The organism is Bacillus infantis (assembly GCF_008180445.1).
In the GTDB taxonomy this organism is placed as follows: Bacteria; Bacillota; Bacilli; order Bacillales; family Cytobacillaceae; genus Bacillus_AB; species Bacillus_AB infantis_B.
On the sequence record NZ_VTER01000007.1, the window covers coordinates 367,919 to 382,722 of the forward strand.

The window sequence follows — 14,804 nt, forward strand, 5'->3', positions numbered from 1 at the left end:
GGATGCAGAAAATGCACAAACTGAATATGAGGGGGAAATAACATGACAAAGTATATTTTTGTAACAGGCGGCGTTGTGTCGTCATTGGGAAAAGGGATCACCGCTGCGTCTTTGGGCCGCTTGCTGAAAAACAGAGGCTTGAATGTCACCATTCAGAAGTTTGACCCCTATATCAACGTTGACCCGGGAACCATGAGCCCATATCAGCACGGTGAAGTTTTCGTTACAGGCGATGGCGCCGAAACGGATTTGGATCTTGGCCACTATGAGCGCTTTATCGATATCAACCTGACTAAATTCAATAATGTGACAACTGGAAAAATCTATTCCACTGTCCTGAAAAAAGAGCGCCGCGGCGACTATCTGGGCGGAACGGTCCAGGTCATCCCGCATATCACCAATGAAATCAAAGAAAGAGTCATGCGTGCAGGCCATGAGACCAATGCCGATGTAGTCATCACTGAAATCGGCGGTACAGTAGGGGATATCGAATCCCTGCCATTCCTTGAGGCAATCCGCCAGATCAAGAGTGATATTGGCCGCGATAACGTTATGTACATCCACTGTACCTTGATTCCTTACATCAAAGCTGCAGGCGAAATGAAAACAAAGCCGACACAGCACAGCGTTAAAGAACTGCGAAGCCTCGGTATCCAGCCAAATGTCATTGTCGTTCGCACAGAAATGCCGGTTTCCCAGGATATGAAGGATAAAATCGGCCTGTTCTGTGACCTTGATCCGAAGGCTGTCATCGAGTGCCGTGATGCCGATACATTATATGCAGTCCCTCTTGCTCTGCAGGAGCAGAATTTTGACCAGATCGTCTGCGATCACCTGAAGCTGGATTGCGGACAGGCAGATATGGCTGAATGGACAGAGCTCTTGAACAAGGTCCGCAACCTGTCCAAGACAACGAAGATTGCCCTTGTCGGGAAGTATGTTGAGCTGCAGGATGCTTATATTTCTGTCGTGGAAGCATTGAAGCATGCCGGCTATTCTTATGATTCTGATATTGAAATCAAATGGGTCAATTCAGAAGAAGTAACAGAAGGAAACGTGGAGGAGCTTCTTCAGGATGCTGACGGAATCCTTGTTCCGGGCGGATTCGGCGACCGCGGCATTGATGGGAAGATCCTTGCCATCCAGTATGCGCGCGAGCAGAAGCGCCCATTCCTTGGCATCTGCCTTGGCATGCAGCTCGCTTCCATTGAATTTGCACGCAATGTCCTTTCATTGGAAGGAGCGCATTCAGCGGAAATCGATCCTTCTACACCGCATCCGATCATTGACCTGCTGCCTGAGCAGAAGGACATTGAAGACCTCGGAGGGACGCTCCGCCTTGGCCTGCAGGCGTGCAAGCTGAACGAAGAAACAAATGCATATGCAGCATACCAGGATGAGGTTGTCTATGAGCGCCACCGCCACCGCTATGAGTTTAACAACCATTACCGCCAGGCAATGGAGGAGAAAGGCTTTGTCTTCTCTGGTACAAGCCCGGACGGCCGTCTTGTTGAGATCATTGAAGTGAAGGATCACCCTTGGTTTGTCGCTTCTCAGTTCCACCCTGAGTTCATCTCAAGGCCAAACCGCCCGCAGCCGCTGTTCCGCGACTTCGTTGGTGCATCCTTGAAGCATCAGGAAAATAACTAATTATGCAAAAGCCCCCTCTGGATTTGAGGGGGCTTAGTTTTTTGCGGTTTGTGCTTTAATGGGGCTGTTGATTTCCGTTCCAGGCACTTCGCTTTCCGCGTGACGACGCTGAGCCTCCTCACGCTTGCGCGCTGCGGGGTCTCAGCATTGCCGCTATTTCCCGCAGGAGTCTGCGTGCCTTCCACTGCAATCAACAGGGCTTTTCAAAATTAGTTGGGCAGGTTTGCGTCACTAATTAAGCTGTTGATTTCCGTTCCAGGCACTTCGCTTTCCGCGGGGCGACGCTGAGCCTCCTCACGCATGCGCGCTGCGGGGTCTCAGCATTGCCGCTATTTCCCGCAGGAGTCTGCGTTCCTTCCACTGCAATCAACAGGGCTTTTAAAATTAGTCGGGCAGGTGTGCGGCATCACCGGTGGACTTCCGTGCCATTCCTGTTCTGTTATTCATACTCACTCAATATCTCATCTATCGTGAACTTCAGACCATGGTATACAAAGAGGGCAGCAATGGCAGAAGGGTAGCCGAAGCGGTTTCCTTCTTCATCGGGAAGCAGTCCCCTTGTCAATTTCAGGTCGATATGGACATCCGCAAGCTCAGCTAGGGAAGGGCCTTCTCCTTCCACAGCAGTGGAAATGGCGGCAAACGGAATCATTTTTTCAGAAAGCGCTTTTGCCAGGGCGACTGCCTGTTCATCATTAGAGTGGCGGGAGATGATCAGAAAGCGGTCTGTATCAGCGATATCATTTTCTGAATGAGCATCAGTCCAATGGGCAGCGGATGCGAGCGGTTCTGCTCCTTCCGTGGCCTCCAGGACAGCAGCCTTCATTTCGCGTGTGGCATAAATCTGGATCCTGCCCTCGCCTGCAGGGGCCTGGGCCAGCAGCCGGGCTGCGTCCTCAATGCTGAATTCTTCTTTATCCATCAGCTTTTTGAAAATTCCCGTTAGCTGGGTTGAAAACATTTTTAGCAATGTGAACTTCCTCCTAATTGGTGCAATAATCAATCTGCAGGCCATAAACCCGGCAGGATCATGAACACTATTTGTGGTCTTATTATAGTGAAATGAAAGCTAAAGGTAAAATATTCGGCAGAATTGCACAAAAAGAAGCAGGAATTCAGACGGGAAAGGGAGAATGTTGAGAAGTGGATATATTTTCTATGACCAATGGTCATTTTTAAAAAAGCAGGAGTTTGATTTCACTGGCGCTGGAATCCCGCATAACAGCAGCCGGCATGGCTTCCGAGCGGGAAGCGGGCAAGTGTAGCAGTGAGCTTCTTATCTTACCGGGAAAGCGGGAATTCTTATGTGCTGTCAAAAAAATAGAAGGGTTATCTGAGCCCGGCAGGACATAAGAATTCCGCTTTCTGTCTATCAGCATCAGATGTAACTATTTTAGGGAAGAGGTGGCTGTATGAAAGGGAAAATATTAATAGTAGACGATCAGTTCGGCATCCGCATTCTATTGAATGAAGTGCTGCAAAAGGAAGGCTATGACACCTATCAGGCTGCAAATGGCGTCCAGGCCCTCGAAATCGTTACAAAACATTCTCCGGATCTTGTCCTGCTCGATATGAAAATTCCCGGCATGGACGGCATTGAAATCCTGAAGAGAATGAAAGTCATCGACCAGGATATCCGTGTGATCATCATGACTGCCTATGGCGAGCTCGACATGATTCAGGAGGCAAAGGACCTGGGGGCTTTGACCCATTTTGCCAAGCCATTTGATATCGATGACATCAGGGCCGCTGTCAAAAAGTATGTCCCTATCACGAATTCATTTTAGGAGAGTCCGGGTAAATTTTAATATTAAATGCAGCTGGTAAAAAAAACATGCTGGTCCGGTCCAAAAAAATGAATATTTAAAATGATAGCGTTTGCTTTAAAATATTCTGTCCTGCAGCGAAAAATAGCGCTGGATTAATGGAATTTCTGATTCTCTTTTGGTATGATACAAATGAATTCCAAAGGATTGCGTCCGTTTTGCCTATTGCAAGATAGGGTACATATTCATGGGCCTGCTGGGAAAAACTTTATGTGAATCCCTGCAAAGAACGATGCAATCATTAATAAGGAGGAAGAAATATGCCTTTAGTTTCCATGACTGATATGCTCAAAAAAGCTAAATCAGAAGGCTATGCTGTAGGTCAATTTAACTTAAATAACCTTGAGTTCACTCAAGCGATCCTTCAAGCTGCAGAAGAAGAGAAATCACCTGTTATCCTTGGTGTTTCTGAAGGTGCAGCTCGTTATATGGGCGGCTTCAAGACAACTGTGAAAATGGTAGAAGGGCTTCTTGAGGACTATAAGATCACCGTTCCTGTTGCCATCCACCTTGACCACGGTTCAAGCTACGATAAATGTAAAGAAGCAATCGATGCAGGCTTCACGTCTGTCATGATCGATGCTTCACACGGTCCTTTCGAGGAAAACGTGGAAATCACTTCTAAAGTGGTAGAATACGCACACTCAAAAGGTGTTTCTGTTGAAGCCGAGCTTGGAACTGTCGGCGGACAGGAAGACGATGTAGTAGCTGACGGCGTCATCTATGCTGATGCTAAAGAATGTGACGAGCTTGTCAAGCGCACTGGCATTGACTGCCTTGCTCCTGCACTTGGCTCTGTCCACGGTCCTTACAAAGGCGAGCCAAACCTTGGCTTTGCTGAAATGGAAGAGATCGGGAAGCTTACAGGCATGCCTTTAGTCCTTCATGGCGGTACAGGCATCCCTACTAAAGACATCCAGAAAGCTGTCTCCCTTGGAACAGCGAAAATCAACGTAAACACTGAGAACCAGATTGCTTCCGCGAAGCGCGTGCGCGAAGTATTGGCGGCTGACACAGAAGTGTACGATCCGCGCAAATACTTAGGACCTGCACGTGAGGCGATTAAAGAAACAGTAATCGGCAAAATGCGCGAATTCGGTTCTTCTAACAAAGCTTAATACAGATCCAGTATGTTAAAATAGAATTGAAACCGCCTTTCTCAAAGGCGGTTTCAATTCATTTATGTCGATTTTAAAAAATAAGTCGAATAATCTTAGGGGGAAGCGAAATGAAATTTTTTATCGATACGGCAAACCTGGAAGAGATTAAAGAGGCCCATGCTCTGGGAATACTGGCAGGAGTAACGACTAATCCTTCTTTAGTCGCAAAAGAAAAAAATATCTCATTCCATGACAGGCTGAAGGAAATTGCCGAGCTTGTACCCGGCTCTGTCAGTGCAGAGGTCATCGCACTTGATGCAGAAGGCATGATCAAAGAAGGGAAGGAACTGGCGGCAATCGCCCCTAATATCACCATCAAGGTCCCAATGACACCGGATGGACTGAAGGCTGTCCATGCTTTTTCAAAAGAAGGGATCAAAACGAATGTAACCCTCATCTTCAGCGCCAATCAGGCTTTGCTTGCAGCAAGGGCCGGTGCTTCCTATGTTTCTCCATTCCTTGGCAGGCTTGATGATATTGGCCATAATGGCCTTGACCTTGTAACTTCCATAAGGGAAATCTTTGATATCCACGGAATCGAGACAGAAATCATTGCAGCTTCAGTCCGCCATCCGCAGCATGTTACGGATTCAGCCTTGAGAGGCGCCCATATTGCCACCGTCCCGCTTAAGGTCATCAACCAAATGTTCAATCACCCTCTGACTGACAAAGGGATTGAAGCATTTTTGGCTGATTGGGACAAGCGTTCTGAATAACCCCGAAGAGAGCACTGCTCTACCGGGAATTATCTGAATAGGCGGAAATGTAAGTGCATACTTCAAAAATTTAACTTTTTTCAATTCTCATACATGAAGTTTAAATTTTCGTGTAAACTAGATGGTGAGGATAATGTCGGAATTCGTCTTTTGCTCATGGAAAATTATCCCTATACGGTAGCTTTTGATATAATGGACAAGCTATCCCATACTGAGAATGAAAAGTCCAACGGTGCTAAACTTTCGCCTGCAGCGGCAGGCTGGCAATCAATGTTCAGAGATTTGCAAAGGCACTTAAGGGCAGGAAAGGAAGTCGAAAATGGAAAAGCTTATGATTGCGGGCGGCTACCCTTTAAAAGGAACTGTAAGGATCAGCGGAGCCAAGAACAGTGCAGTAGCATTGATCCCTGCTACGATTCTCGCAGATTCCCCCGTAACAATTGAAGGTTTGCCGGATATTTCTGACGTTCAAATACTGAAAGGGCTTTTGGAGGAAATTGGCGGAAGTGTCGATTTTGCTGATAACGATATGACCGTTGATCCTTCTTCGATGATTTCCATGCCCTTGCCCAATGGAAAAGTTAAAAAGCTGCGTGCCTCTTATTATTTGATGGGGGCGATGCTCGGACGATTTAAAAAAGCGGTGATCGGCCTGCCTGGCGGATGCCATCTGGGACCGCGCCCGATCGACCAGCATATTAAAGGCTTTGAAGCGCTCGGTGCCAGCGTGACAAATGAGCAGGGTGCCATTTATCTCCGCGCAGATGAGCTGAAAGGCGCAAGGATTTACCTGGATGTCGTCAGTGTCGGTGCCACGATCAATATCATGCTGGCTGCGGTCAGGGCCAAAGGGAAGACGATTATTGAAAATGCGGCGAAAGAGCCGGAAATCATCGATGTGGCAACGCTCCTCACCAATATGGGTGCGAAAATCAAGGGAGCGGGTACAGATGTCATCAGAATAGAAGGAGTGGACCAGCTGCACGGCTGCCGCCACACCATCATTCCGGACCGGATTGAAGCCGGGACATATCTGATCCTCGGTGCTGCCGCGGGTGAAGGGATCCTGATCGATAATGTCATTCCCCAGCATTTGGAATCACTGATTGCCAAGCTGCGTGAAATGGGCGTGAACATAGAGGCGGGAGATGACCAGATCTTTGTCAGCCCAGCTGAAAAAATGAAGGCCGTTGATATTAAAACGCTAGTGTATCCGGGATTCCCGACCGATTTGCAGCAGCCTTTCACTTCTCTGCTGACAGGGGCCGAAGGGACAAGCATGGTGACTGACACCATCTACGGTGCCCGCTTCAAGCATATTGATGAGCTGAGGAGAATGAATGCCGGCATTAAAGTCGAAGGCCGTTCAGCGATCATCAATGGCCCGATCCGTCTGCAGGGGGCCAAGGTGAAGGCGAGCGATCTCAGAGCGGGAGCCGCCCTTGTCATTGCCGGGCTGAAAGCCGAAGGTATAACGGAAGTGACAGGACTTGAGCATATTGACCGCGGCTACAGCCATCTTGTTGAAAAACTTAATGGACTGGGTGCGACCATCTGGCGCGAGAATCTGACCAAGGAAGAAATGGAGCAGATGAAAAACGCCTGAGTACAGATAGAGAAAACAACCCGGGGAGGAAAACAGAATGGAAAGAAGTTTATCGATGGAGCTTATCCGTGTTACAGAAGCAGCAGCACTTGCTTCAGCCCGCTGGATGGGAAGGGGCGTGAAGGATGAAGCTGATGATGCTGCTACCTCTGCCATGAGGGATGTGTTCGACACGGTGCCAATGAAGGGTACCGTTGTAATCGGGGAAGGGGAAATGGATGAGGCGCCAATGCTTTATATCGGTGAAAAGCTTGGGACAGGCTATGGCCCCCGCGTCGATGTAGCGGTAGATCCGCTTGAGGGCACCAATATCGTGGCCTCCGGAGGCTGGAACGCGCTGGCTGTGCTGGCTGTTGCTGATCACGGAAATCTCCTTCACGCACCGGATATGTATATGGATAAAATTGCAGTCGGTCCCGAAGCGGTCGGTGAAATTGATATCAATGCTTCTGTTATCGATAACTTGAGGGCTGTCGCCAGGGCAAAAAACAAAGATATTGAAGATGTTGTGGCAACCGTGCTGAACCGGGAGCGCCATCAGCATATCATCAGCCAGCTGCGTGAAGCAGGGGCAAGGATCAAGCTGATCAATGATGGTGATGTTGCAGGTGCCATCAATACCGCGTTTGACCATACGGGTGTAGATATTCTGTTCGGATCCGGCGGTGCGCCGGAAGGGGTGCTCGCTGCAGTAGCGCTGAAATGCCTGGGCGGCGAAATCCAGGGCAAGCTGGTTCCGCAGAGCGATGCCGAAGTTGAAAGATGCCAAAGCATGGGCCTTGACCTAGGAAAGATTCTTCGCATGGAAGACCTTGTCAAAGGTGATGATGCCATCTTTGCAGCAACAGGTGTCACTGACGGCGAGCTGTTGAGAGGGGTCCAGTTCAAAGGCTCCTACGGTTCTACACACTCACTTGTCATGCGCGCCAAATCAGGAACGGTCCGCTTCATCGACGGGCGCCACAGCCTGAAGAAGAAGCCGCATCTAGTCATGAAATAAAGATTTTTTTTGCATGCCGGTGCAAACCCTTTCAAAAATCGGATCCTGAAACGGCCTGCAGAAAAATAATATAAGAGAAGGGACCTGGCTTGCCGGCTGAAGCTGGTCCCTTTATATATTCCCCGAAACAAGGCAATCTATGAAGGAACGAAAAAATTATATTGATTAACTTTCAGGTATAGGGGTAAAATAGAGATTGTTTTTGAAATCTGTTATGATGATTATGCAGTGCAGATATGGTCTGTTTTAAACCTGAGTGCCAGGAACATACCAAAGATTCTATCCTTTTTAACATACTGAATCATCCTTCCAATGCTTCGATGAACCTCAAACGCTTTCTTTCCTTTTTCCTTTCATATTCTTAATACAGTACGATATTGTCATTTTATATGGGGAAAATGATTTAAAATTCAAAAGAGTGGTGTCAATATGGGATTAAATATATCCAGTTTAGAAAATATGAAGTTAAAAGAGCTCTATGAACTTGCCAGGGAGTATAAAGTTTCCTACTACAGCAAGCTGACAAAGAAAGAGCTGATTTTTGCCATCCTGAAAGCCCGTGCTGAGCAGGAAGGCTACTTTTTCATGGAAGGCGTGCTGGAGATCATCCAGTCTGAAGGCTTTGGCTTCCTAAGGCCGATCAATTACTCGCCAAGCTCAGAGGATATCTACATTTCTGCTTCGCAAATCAGGAGATTTGATTTAAGGAATGGAGATAAAGTATCCGGAAAAGTCCGCCCGCCAAAGGAAAATGAACGCTATTTCGGCCTCCTGCAGGTTGAAGCTGTCAATGGCGACGATCCGGAATCTGCCAAGGAGCGTGTCCACTTCCCGGCTTTGACGCCTTTATATCCTGATAGGCAGATGAAGCTGGAAACAACGCCGAAGCATGTGTCCACAAGGATCATGGACGTACTTGCACCGGTTGGATTCGGCCAGCGCGGACTGATCGTCGCTCCGCCAAAAGCGGGTAAAACGATGCTGATAAAGGAAATCGCCAACAGCATCACGACGAATCATCCTGAGGCAGAGCTGATTGTTCTCCTCATTGATGAGCGCCCGGAAGAAGTGACTGATATTGAACGTTCTGTTGCCGGAGATGTGGTCAGCTCGACATTTGATGAAGTGCCCGAAAATCATATTAAAGTGGCTGAGCTTGTTCTTGACCGGGCAATGCGCCTCGTGGAGCATAAACGGGATGTCATCATCCTCATGGACAGCATCACAAGGCTTGCGCGTGCTTATAACCTGGTCATCCCGCCAAGCGGACGTACGCTGTCCGGGGGTATCGACCCTGCGGCATTCCACCGTCCGAAGCGTTTCTTCGGGGCAGCGAGGAATATTGAAGAAGGCGGAAGCCTGACCATCCTTGCAACAGCCCTTGTTGATACCGGCTCACGGATGGATGATGTCATTTACGAAGAGTTCAAGGGAACAGGAAACATGGAGCTTCACCTTGACCGCCAGCTTGCAGAGCGCCGTATTTTCCCGGCCATCGATATCCGCCGTTCCGGTACAAGGAAAGAAGAACTCCTCATACCGAAAGAGCATCTGGACAAGCTGTGGGCGATCAGGAAGTCAATGTCGGATGCGCCTGATTTTGCTGAGAAATTCCTCCGCAAGCTGAAGCAGACGAAATCCAATGAAGAATTCTTTGCCAATCTTGGCGAAGAAATGAAGAACGGCAGGCGTTCGCAATCCTGATCTGTTTCCAATCGGGAAGTAAGTAAATCCCATCTTGCAAAAACATGATGTCCTTGTTATAATAACAACAGTGTGTTTTTGAATTATACGGTGTGTCCAAGCATCGTACTATATAACTCTGTTTCGAAAGACTCAGGGCAAAAGGAGATGAAAGAAATGAAAGCAGGAATTCATCCTAATTACAAGAAAATCACGGTTACATGTGCTTGCGGCAATCAGTTTGAAACTGGTTCTGTAAAAGATGAGGTTCGTGTTGAGACTTGCTCTGAATGCCACCCATTCTATACTGGCCGTCAGAAATTCGCTGAAGCAGGCGGACGTGTGGATCGTTTCAACAAAAAATACGGTCTTAAAGGTCAACAGCAATAATGACTATAAAAAACAGGCAAGTTTTTACTTCTTGCCTGTTTTTTATTGCCGATAGAAGAATATGATGATTAGATAGGTTTATACTTTTAACAAAAAGTGTAAGTTGTAAAAGGGGAATGGGCGCTTTGGCGCCGTGTTTTCTTTAGCAAGGAAGGAGAGGCCACTCATGTATGTAATGAAGCACCACGGCTGGGTTGAGGTAATCTGCGGCAGCATGTTTTCCGGAAAATCGGAGGAGCTTATCAGCCGTGTCAGAAGAGCGCAATTTGCCAAGCAGAAGATAGCTGTGTTCAAGCCGCAGATCGATAACCGCTACAGCGAGGAAGCAGTTGTCTCCCATAATGGAACATCAGTCATTGCCAAACCCATCAGCCATTCAACGGATATCTTCAAGCATATTGATGAAGATATGGAGATTATCGCCATTGATGAGGTGCAATTTTTCGATGATGAAGTTGTGAAGGTGATCCAGCATTTGGCTGACAGCGGATACCGGGTGATCGCTGCCGGGCTCGACCAGGACTTCCGCGGTGAGCCGTTTGGGCAGATGCCGGCTTTGATGGCAATTGCAGAACTTGTGACAAAGCTTCAGGCAGTATGTGCAGTGTGCGGTTCGCCTGCCAGCAGGACCCAGCGCCTCATTAACGGAAAGCCGGCTTCATACGATGATCCGGTCATTCTTGTCGGGGCTTCAGAGGCTTATGAGCCGCGCTGCCGCCACCATCACGAAGTTCCGAAATCGCCGAACGTCCTTACCGATTCGGAAACGACCCGTACTTTGTCTTAATAGATGAAAGCTCAGGCTCTGCTTAGTGAAAGCAGGGTTTTTTGCTGTCCGAAATGTCCTGAATCCTCCTGCAAACTGCCTGAATTTGGCTGCGGATTCACCTCCAGGTATGGAAAACCTAGTAATGGAGGTGTTTGAAATGATGAAATCCATTTTCGCAGCTGCAGCAGTCCTACTGGCCGCTCTAATGGGAGGATGTGCACAGGACGATAATGTGGCAGGGATCCATGAGCAGAACGAAGACCAGAATGGGACAAACCTGATAACTGACGGCGGGGGCCAGGTAAAAAGGGGCCTAGATCAAGTGTCTGATGATGACCGCGACAGGACGATGAGCGATCAGAACCCGAACTTCCTCAATATCGATGGTGGGCGGGTCAACGATCAGTCTGATGTCGACAAAGCGCGCCAGGTCGTCAATCAATACACAGAATTTGAGCCTGATGAAGTCTGGATCAACGGCGGCCGCATGTGGGTCACGGCCCACACAGACAAAAGCCTGTCAGCCGAAGAAAAACGCCAGGCTCAGGCCGAGCTGCACAAAACACTCACCAAAGCCCTTCCGCGGTATAACATTGAAGTGCGGTTGAGTGAGCGGTAGGAGAAGTTGAAGAAATGGTTGAAATGGTGACAGGAATGGTGACAGGTACCTGTACCATCTTTCTGCGCGAAGACTTTGATTTGGGTAGGTTTGTACTGAATTGGGTGCCTGTCACCTATACCACTGCCTATACACTTCCAGCCCTGGTTTTCCGGGGCTTTTTAGGTTTTGACCTGGGATGTGCGGTATACTATAATTAGAATGTTATGGGCATGATGGTTTAATGGACTTATTTTATGAATGTATGAGGTTTTCTAGGTGTGAAAGCCGATTTATATAGAATAGAATCAAAAGAGGTGAAGGACTGTGTACGATCGTCTTCAAGCTGTAGAAGATCGCTACGAAAGGCTGAATGAGCTTTTGAGCGATCCTGAGATTGTAAATGACACAAAGAAGCTGCGCGAATATTCCAAGGAGCAGTCAGGCATTCAGGAAACGGTGGAGGCATACCGCGAGTATAAAGAAGTCCGCGGACAATACCAGGATGCAAAAGCGATGCTCGAAGAGAAGCTTGATGCAGAAATGCGTGAGATGGTAAAGGAAGAGATAGGAGAGCTCGAAGACAGAGTGGAAGCTCTCGAAGCGCGCCTGAAGATCCTATTGATCCCGAAAGACCCGAACGATGATAAAAACGTTATCATGGAAATCCGCGGAGCGGCTGGCGGCGACGAGGCTGCCCTGTTTGCCGGCGATCTTTACCGCATGTACAGCCGCTTTGCCGAGGTGCAGGGCTGGAAAACAGATGTGATCGAGGCCAGCTCAACAGGTGTCGGCGGCTACAAAGAAATCATCTTTATCATCAATGGAAACGGTGCCTTCAGCAAGCTGAAGTTCGAGAATGGGGCCCACCGTGTCCAGCGTGTGCCGGAAACTGAATCTGGCGGCCGCATCCATACTTCGACGGCAACGGTTGCAGTTCTGCCGGAAGCGGAAGAAGTTGAAATCGAGATTCACGATAAAGATATCCGTGTTGATACGTTTGCTTCAAGCGGACCGGGCGGCCAGAGCGTTAACACGACGATGTCAGCCGTGCGCCTGACCCACTTGCCTACAGGGACGGTTGTTTCCTGCCAGGACGAGAAATCACAGATCAAGAACAAAGAAAAGGCAATGAAGGTTCTTCGTGCCCGTGTGTATGATAAATTCCAGCAGGAAGCACAGGCGGAATACGACCAGCAGCGGAAATCCGCAGTGGGCACCGGCGACCGTTCTGAACGGATCCGCACCTACAACTTCCCGCAAAACCGTGTAACAGATCACCGCATCGGCCTGACTATCCAGAAGCTTGACCAGATCCTTCAGGGCAAGCTGGACGAAGTGATTGATGCCTTGATCATGGAAGAGCAGTCAGCCAAGCTGAAGGAAGCTTCAGATGCCTGATCAGCCTATGAAAGTCTATGAAGCCCTGAAGTGGGCTTCTTCTTTTTTAGAAACGGCAGGGAGGGATTCCAACGCGGGTGAAATCCTCCTGGGCCACTTTCTGAAAATGAGCCGTTCCCGCCTGCTTGCGGAGATGAGGGAAGAGCTGGATCCGAGGATACAAGGGGCCTTCAAAGAAGCAGTCCAATTGCACGCGGACGGCAGGCCAGTCCAATATATCATCGGAAAAGAAGAATTCTATGGACGGACATTCATTGTGAATGAAAATGTCCTCATCCCCCGTCCGGAAACAGAAGAGCTGGTGCTGGAAGCCCTGAAGAGGAAGGAAAAGCTTTTCGGCAGAGAGGCTGCTCCTGCGGCTGCTGATATAGGAACCGGAAGCGGAGCGATTGCGGTAACCTTGAAATTGGAATCGCCTGACCTCCAGGTGACTGCCACAGATGTGTACGGACCGTCGTTGGACACGGCAAAAGAAAATGCGGACAAGAACGGTGCTGAAATCGAGTTTATTTTAGGAGACCTGCTGCAGCCTTTCATAAAGGAAAGCCGGAATTTTGATATTATCATTTCCAATCCGCCCTATATCCCGCTCAGCGATATGGAAGGAATGTCTGAAGTCGTCACCGAAAACGAGCCTCACCGTGCCCTGTTCGCCGGCCAGGACGGACTCGACCTCTACCGCCGCTTCATGGAAGAACTGCCGCTCGTCCTAAAAGAAAAATCACTCGTCGGCTTCGAAGTCGGCGCCGGCCAAAGCAAAGCCGTATCAGAACTGCTGCGGACCGCATTCCCAGATGCCAACATAGACATAGTCTACGACATCAATGGGAAGGACCGGATGGTTTTTGCGGAGATTGGGTGGCATTTTGATGGGGTGAAGAAAGATTCCTAAGTTTTTTTATAAAAGAGCAAGCTTATTGTTCTTCGTTTGAAAACGAATGAAATGCAAACCTGCCATCTTTATATTAAAACCAGTTGATTGGAGTGCAAGGCACGAAGACTCCTGTGGGAAATAGCGGAAGTGTTGAGACCCCGCAGCGCGCAGCGCGAGGAGGCTCAACTCCGCCCCGCGGAAAGCGAAGTGCCTGGAACGGAAATCAACAGACTCCATTTATATGCCAAACATTCTAAAAAGATTCCTCAATGGGATCTTTTTTATTACATACAAAATTATATTTTGCTAGTTTAAGAATCCCCCTTCCTGTCCACAATGGATTAGTGAAGGGACGGTGTCGGAAATGACAGCCAAATCATTAGCGAAATTATATATCATCATCTTATCCTTAGGAACAATGCTAAGCCTATACATACCAAAAACAGAGGTAGCAGCGGAAGATCCGCTCGTCATACCGCAGGAAGCCATCCGCCTCCGCATCCTCGCAAACAGTGACAGCGAAGGAGACCAGGCACTGAAACGGCTGGTGAGGGACGCAGTCAATAAAGAAATCACTGAATGGGTCAGTGAACTGACTTCCATAGAAGAAGCCCGGTCATTAATAAAGTCGCGCCTGCCGGAAATCCAGGAGATAGCAGAGAACGTGGTAGAAGAAGAAAATTCAGACCAGACAGTCAAAGCCAATTTCGGCAAAGTAGATTTTCCTACCAAGCTCTACGGCCAGTTTTTATATCCAGCCGGCGAGTATGAAGCAATTTTGATTACACTTGGCGAAGGTGATGGAGCGAACTGGTGGTGTGTTCTTTTTCCGCCTCTATGCTTCCTTGATTTCTCGAATGGAGTAGCTGTAAGTGATGGATTTGAAGAGGAAAATCAGGAAATAGGAGAAGTTGGTAAAAAAGAACCAGAAGGGAATGTGCTGGAAGATAGTAAGTCTAAAGAACCATCCGGCGAAAAAGAGCCGGTCTTCGTTAAAGAAGAGGAAGAAAAGCCGGAAGTTAAGTTTTTTATCAAAGAATTATGGGATAAAATTTTCGGATAGTATGCTGCTCTTTTCATAGAGCGGCATTTCTTTTTATAGGAAAAAAGGCATAATAGAAGCTAATGCCA

At 48.2% G+C, this 14,804-nt stretch carries 15 protein-coding genes; 14 read left to right on the top strand and 1 reads right to left on the bottom strand.

Features of this window, described 5'->3' with window-relative positions:
• Positions 1-42 precede the first annotated feature (42 nt).
• The gene (locus FZD51_RS15885) at positions 43-1,650 is read left to right on the top strand and encodes a CTP synthase (protein ID WP_094769141.1); all 1,608 of its coding nucleotides are present in this window, start codon (positions 43-45) and stop codon (positions 1,648-1,650) included.
• A gap of 439 nt (positions 1,651-2,089) precedes the next feature.
• Here FZD51_RS15885 and FZD51_RS15895 read toward each other — a convergent pair whose 3' ends face one another.
• Positions 2,090-2,620 (bottom strand): DUF2529 domain-containing protein, encoded by a 531-nt coding sequence (locus FZD51_RS15895; RefSeq protein WP_148975666.1) that lies wholly within the window; start codon positions 2,618-2,620, stop codon positions 2,090-2,092.
• Positions 2,621-3,062: 442 nt separating this feature from the next.
• Here FZD51_RS15895 and FZD51_RS15900 point away from each other — a divergent pair, with 442 nt between their 5' ends.
• The 13 genes from FZD51_RS15900 (at position 3,063) to spoIIR (ending at position 14,736) form a co-directional block, all read left to right on the top strand.
• Complete coding sequence (locus FZD51_RS15900) at positions 3,063-3,437, top strand: response regulator (RefSeq protein ID WP_009792595.1); 375 nt, start codon at positions 3,063-3,065, stop codon at positions 3,435-3,437.
• 299 nt (positions 3,438-3,736) lie between these two features.
• Positions 3,737-4,594, top strand: coding sequence for a class II fructose-bisphosphate aldolase (locus FZD51_RS15905; RefSeq protein WP_148975667.1), 858 nt, complete (start codon positions 3,737-3,739; stop codon positions 4,592-4,594).
• Between the two features lie 110 nt (positions 4,595-4,704).
• Positions 4,705-5,352, top strand: coding sequence for a fructose-6-phosphate aldolase (gene fsa / locus FZD51_RS15910; RefSeq protein WP_009792597.1), 648 nt, complete (start codon positions 4,705-4,707; stop codon positions 5,350-5,352).
• A 319-nt stretch (positions 5,353-5,671) separates the two neighbouring features.
• Positions 5,672-6,958, top strand: coding sequence for a UDP-N-acetylglucosamine 1-carboxyvinyltransferase (locus tag FZD51_RS15915; RefSeq protein WP_148975668.1), 1,287 nt, complete (start codon positions 5,672-5,674; stop codon positions 6,956-6,958).
• A 37-nt stretch (positions 6,959-6,995) separates the two neighbouring features.
• Positions 6,996-7,958, top strand: coding sequence for a class II fructose-bisphosphatase (gene glpX, locus FZD51_RS15920; RefSeq protein ID WP_148975669.1), 963 nt, complete (start codon positions 6,996-6,998; stop codon positions 7,956-7,958).
• 429 nt (positions 7,959-8,387) lie between these two features.
• A complete protein-coding gene (rho, locus tag FZD51_RS15925; RefSeq protein WP_009792602.1) occupies positions 8,388-9,662 on the top strand; it encodes a transcription termination factor Rho in 1,275 nt (424 codons plus the stop codon).
• 156 nt (positions 9,663-9,818) lie between these two features.
• Positions 9,819-10,031, top strand: coding sequence for a 50S ribosomal protein L31 (gene rpmE / locus FZD51_RS15930; RefSeq protein WP_009792603.1), 213 nt, complete (start codon positions 9,819-9,821; stop codon positions 10,029-10,031).
• Between the two features lie 166 nt (positions 10,032-10,197).
• Entirely contained in the window at positions 10,198-10,818 is a 621-nt protein-coding gene (locus FZD51_RS15935) for a thymidine kinase (protein ID WP_148975670.1), read from the top strand.
• 139 nt (positions 10,819-10,957) lie between these two features.
• Positions 10,958-11,419 carry a hypothetical protein gene (locus FZD51_RS15940; RefSeq protein WP_148975671.1) on the top strand — a complete coding sequence of 154 codons (462 nt, stop codon included), beginning with the start codon at positions 10,958-10,960 and terminating at the stop codon, positions 11,417-11,419.
• 14 nt (positions 11,420-11,433) lie between these two features.
• Complete coding sequence (locus FZD51_RS15945; protein ID WP_148975672.1) at positions 11,434-11,619, top strand: hypothetical protein; 186 nt, start codon at positions 11,434-11,436, stop codon at positions 11,617-11,619.
• A gap of 106 nt (positions 11,620-11,725) precedes the next feature.
• The gene (gene prfA, locus FZD51_RS15950; RefSeq protein ID WP_009792606.1) at positions 11,726-12,799 is read left to right on the top strand and encodes a peptide chain release factor 1; all 1,074 of its coding nucleotides are present in this window, start codon (positions 11,726-11,728) and stop codon (positions 12,797-12,799) included.
• Complete coding sequence (gene prmC, locus FZD51_RS15955) at positions 12,792-13,691, top strand: peptide chain release factor N(5)-glutamine methyltransferase (RefSeq protein ID WP_276528731.1); 900 nt, start codon at positions 12,792-12,794, stop codon at positions 13,689-13,691. The genes prfA and prmC overlap by 8 nt, the downstream gene beginning before the upstream one ends.
• A 346-nt stretch (positions 13,692-14,037) precedes the next feature.
• Entirely contained in the window at positions 14,038-14,736 is a 699-nt protein-coding gene (gene spoIIR / locus FZD51_RS15960; protein WP_148975673.1) for a stage II sporulation protein R, read from the top strand.
• Positions 14,737-14,804: the final 68 nt, after the last annotated feature.

What these genes read in the sequence shown, in the direction of transcription:
- rho (WP_009792602.1), top strand. Translation starts at nt 8,388, where the DNA reads ATGGGATTAAATATATCCAGTTTAGAAAATATGAAGTTAAAAGAGCTC.
- FZD51_RS15940 (WP_148975671.1), top strand. Translation starts at nt 10,958, where the DNA reads ATGATGAAATCCATTTTCGCAGCTGCAGCAGTCCTACTGGCCGCTCTA.
- fsa (WP_009792597.1), top strand. Translation starts at nt 4,705, where the DNA reads ATGAAATTTTTTATCGATACGGCAAACCTGGAAGAGATTAAAGAGGCC.
- FZD51_RS15915 (WP_148975668.1), top strand. Translation starts at nt 5,672, where the DNA reads ATGGAAAAGCTTATGATTGCGGGCGGCTACCCTTTAAAAGGAACTGTA.
- FZD51_RS15945 (WP_148975672.1), top strand. Translation starts at nt 11,434, where the DNA reads ATGGTTGAAATGGTGACAGGAATGGTGACAGGTACCTGTACCATCTTT.
- FZD51_RS15885 (WP_094769141.1), top strand. Translation starts at nt 43, where the DNA reads ATGACAAAGTATATTTTTGTAACAGGCGGCGTTGTGTCGTCATTGGGA.
- prmC (WP_276528731.1), top strand. Translation starts at nt 12,792, where the DNA reads ATGCCTGATCAGCCTATGAAAGTCTATGAAGCCCTGAAGTGGGCTTCT.
- glpX (WP_148975669.1), top strand. Translation starts at nt 6,996, where the DNA reads ATGGAAAGAAGTTTATCGATGGAGCTTATCCGTGTTACAGAAGCAGCA.
- rpmE (WP_009792603.1), top strand. Translation starts at nt 9,819, where the DNA reads ATGAAAGCAGGAATTCATCCTAATTACAAGAAAATCACGGTTACATGT.
- spoIIR (WP_148975673.1), top strand. Translation starts at nt 14,038, where the DNA reads ATGACAGCCAAATCATTAGCGAAATTATATATCATCATCTTATCCTTA.
- FZD51_RS15900 (WP_009792595.1), top strand. Translation starts at nt 3,063, where the DNA reads ATGAAAGGGAAAATATTAATAGTAGACGATCAGTTCGGCATCCGCATT.
- FZD51_RS15935 (WP_148975670.1), top strand. Translation starts at nt 10,198, where the DNA reads ATGTATGTAATGAAGCACCACGGCTGGGTTGAGGTAATCTGCGGCAGC.
- FZD51_RS15905 (WP_148975667.1), top strand. Translation starts at nt 3,737, where the DNA reads ATGCCTTTAGTTTCCATGACTGATATGCTCAAAAAAGCTAAATCAGAA.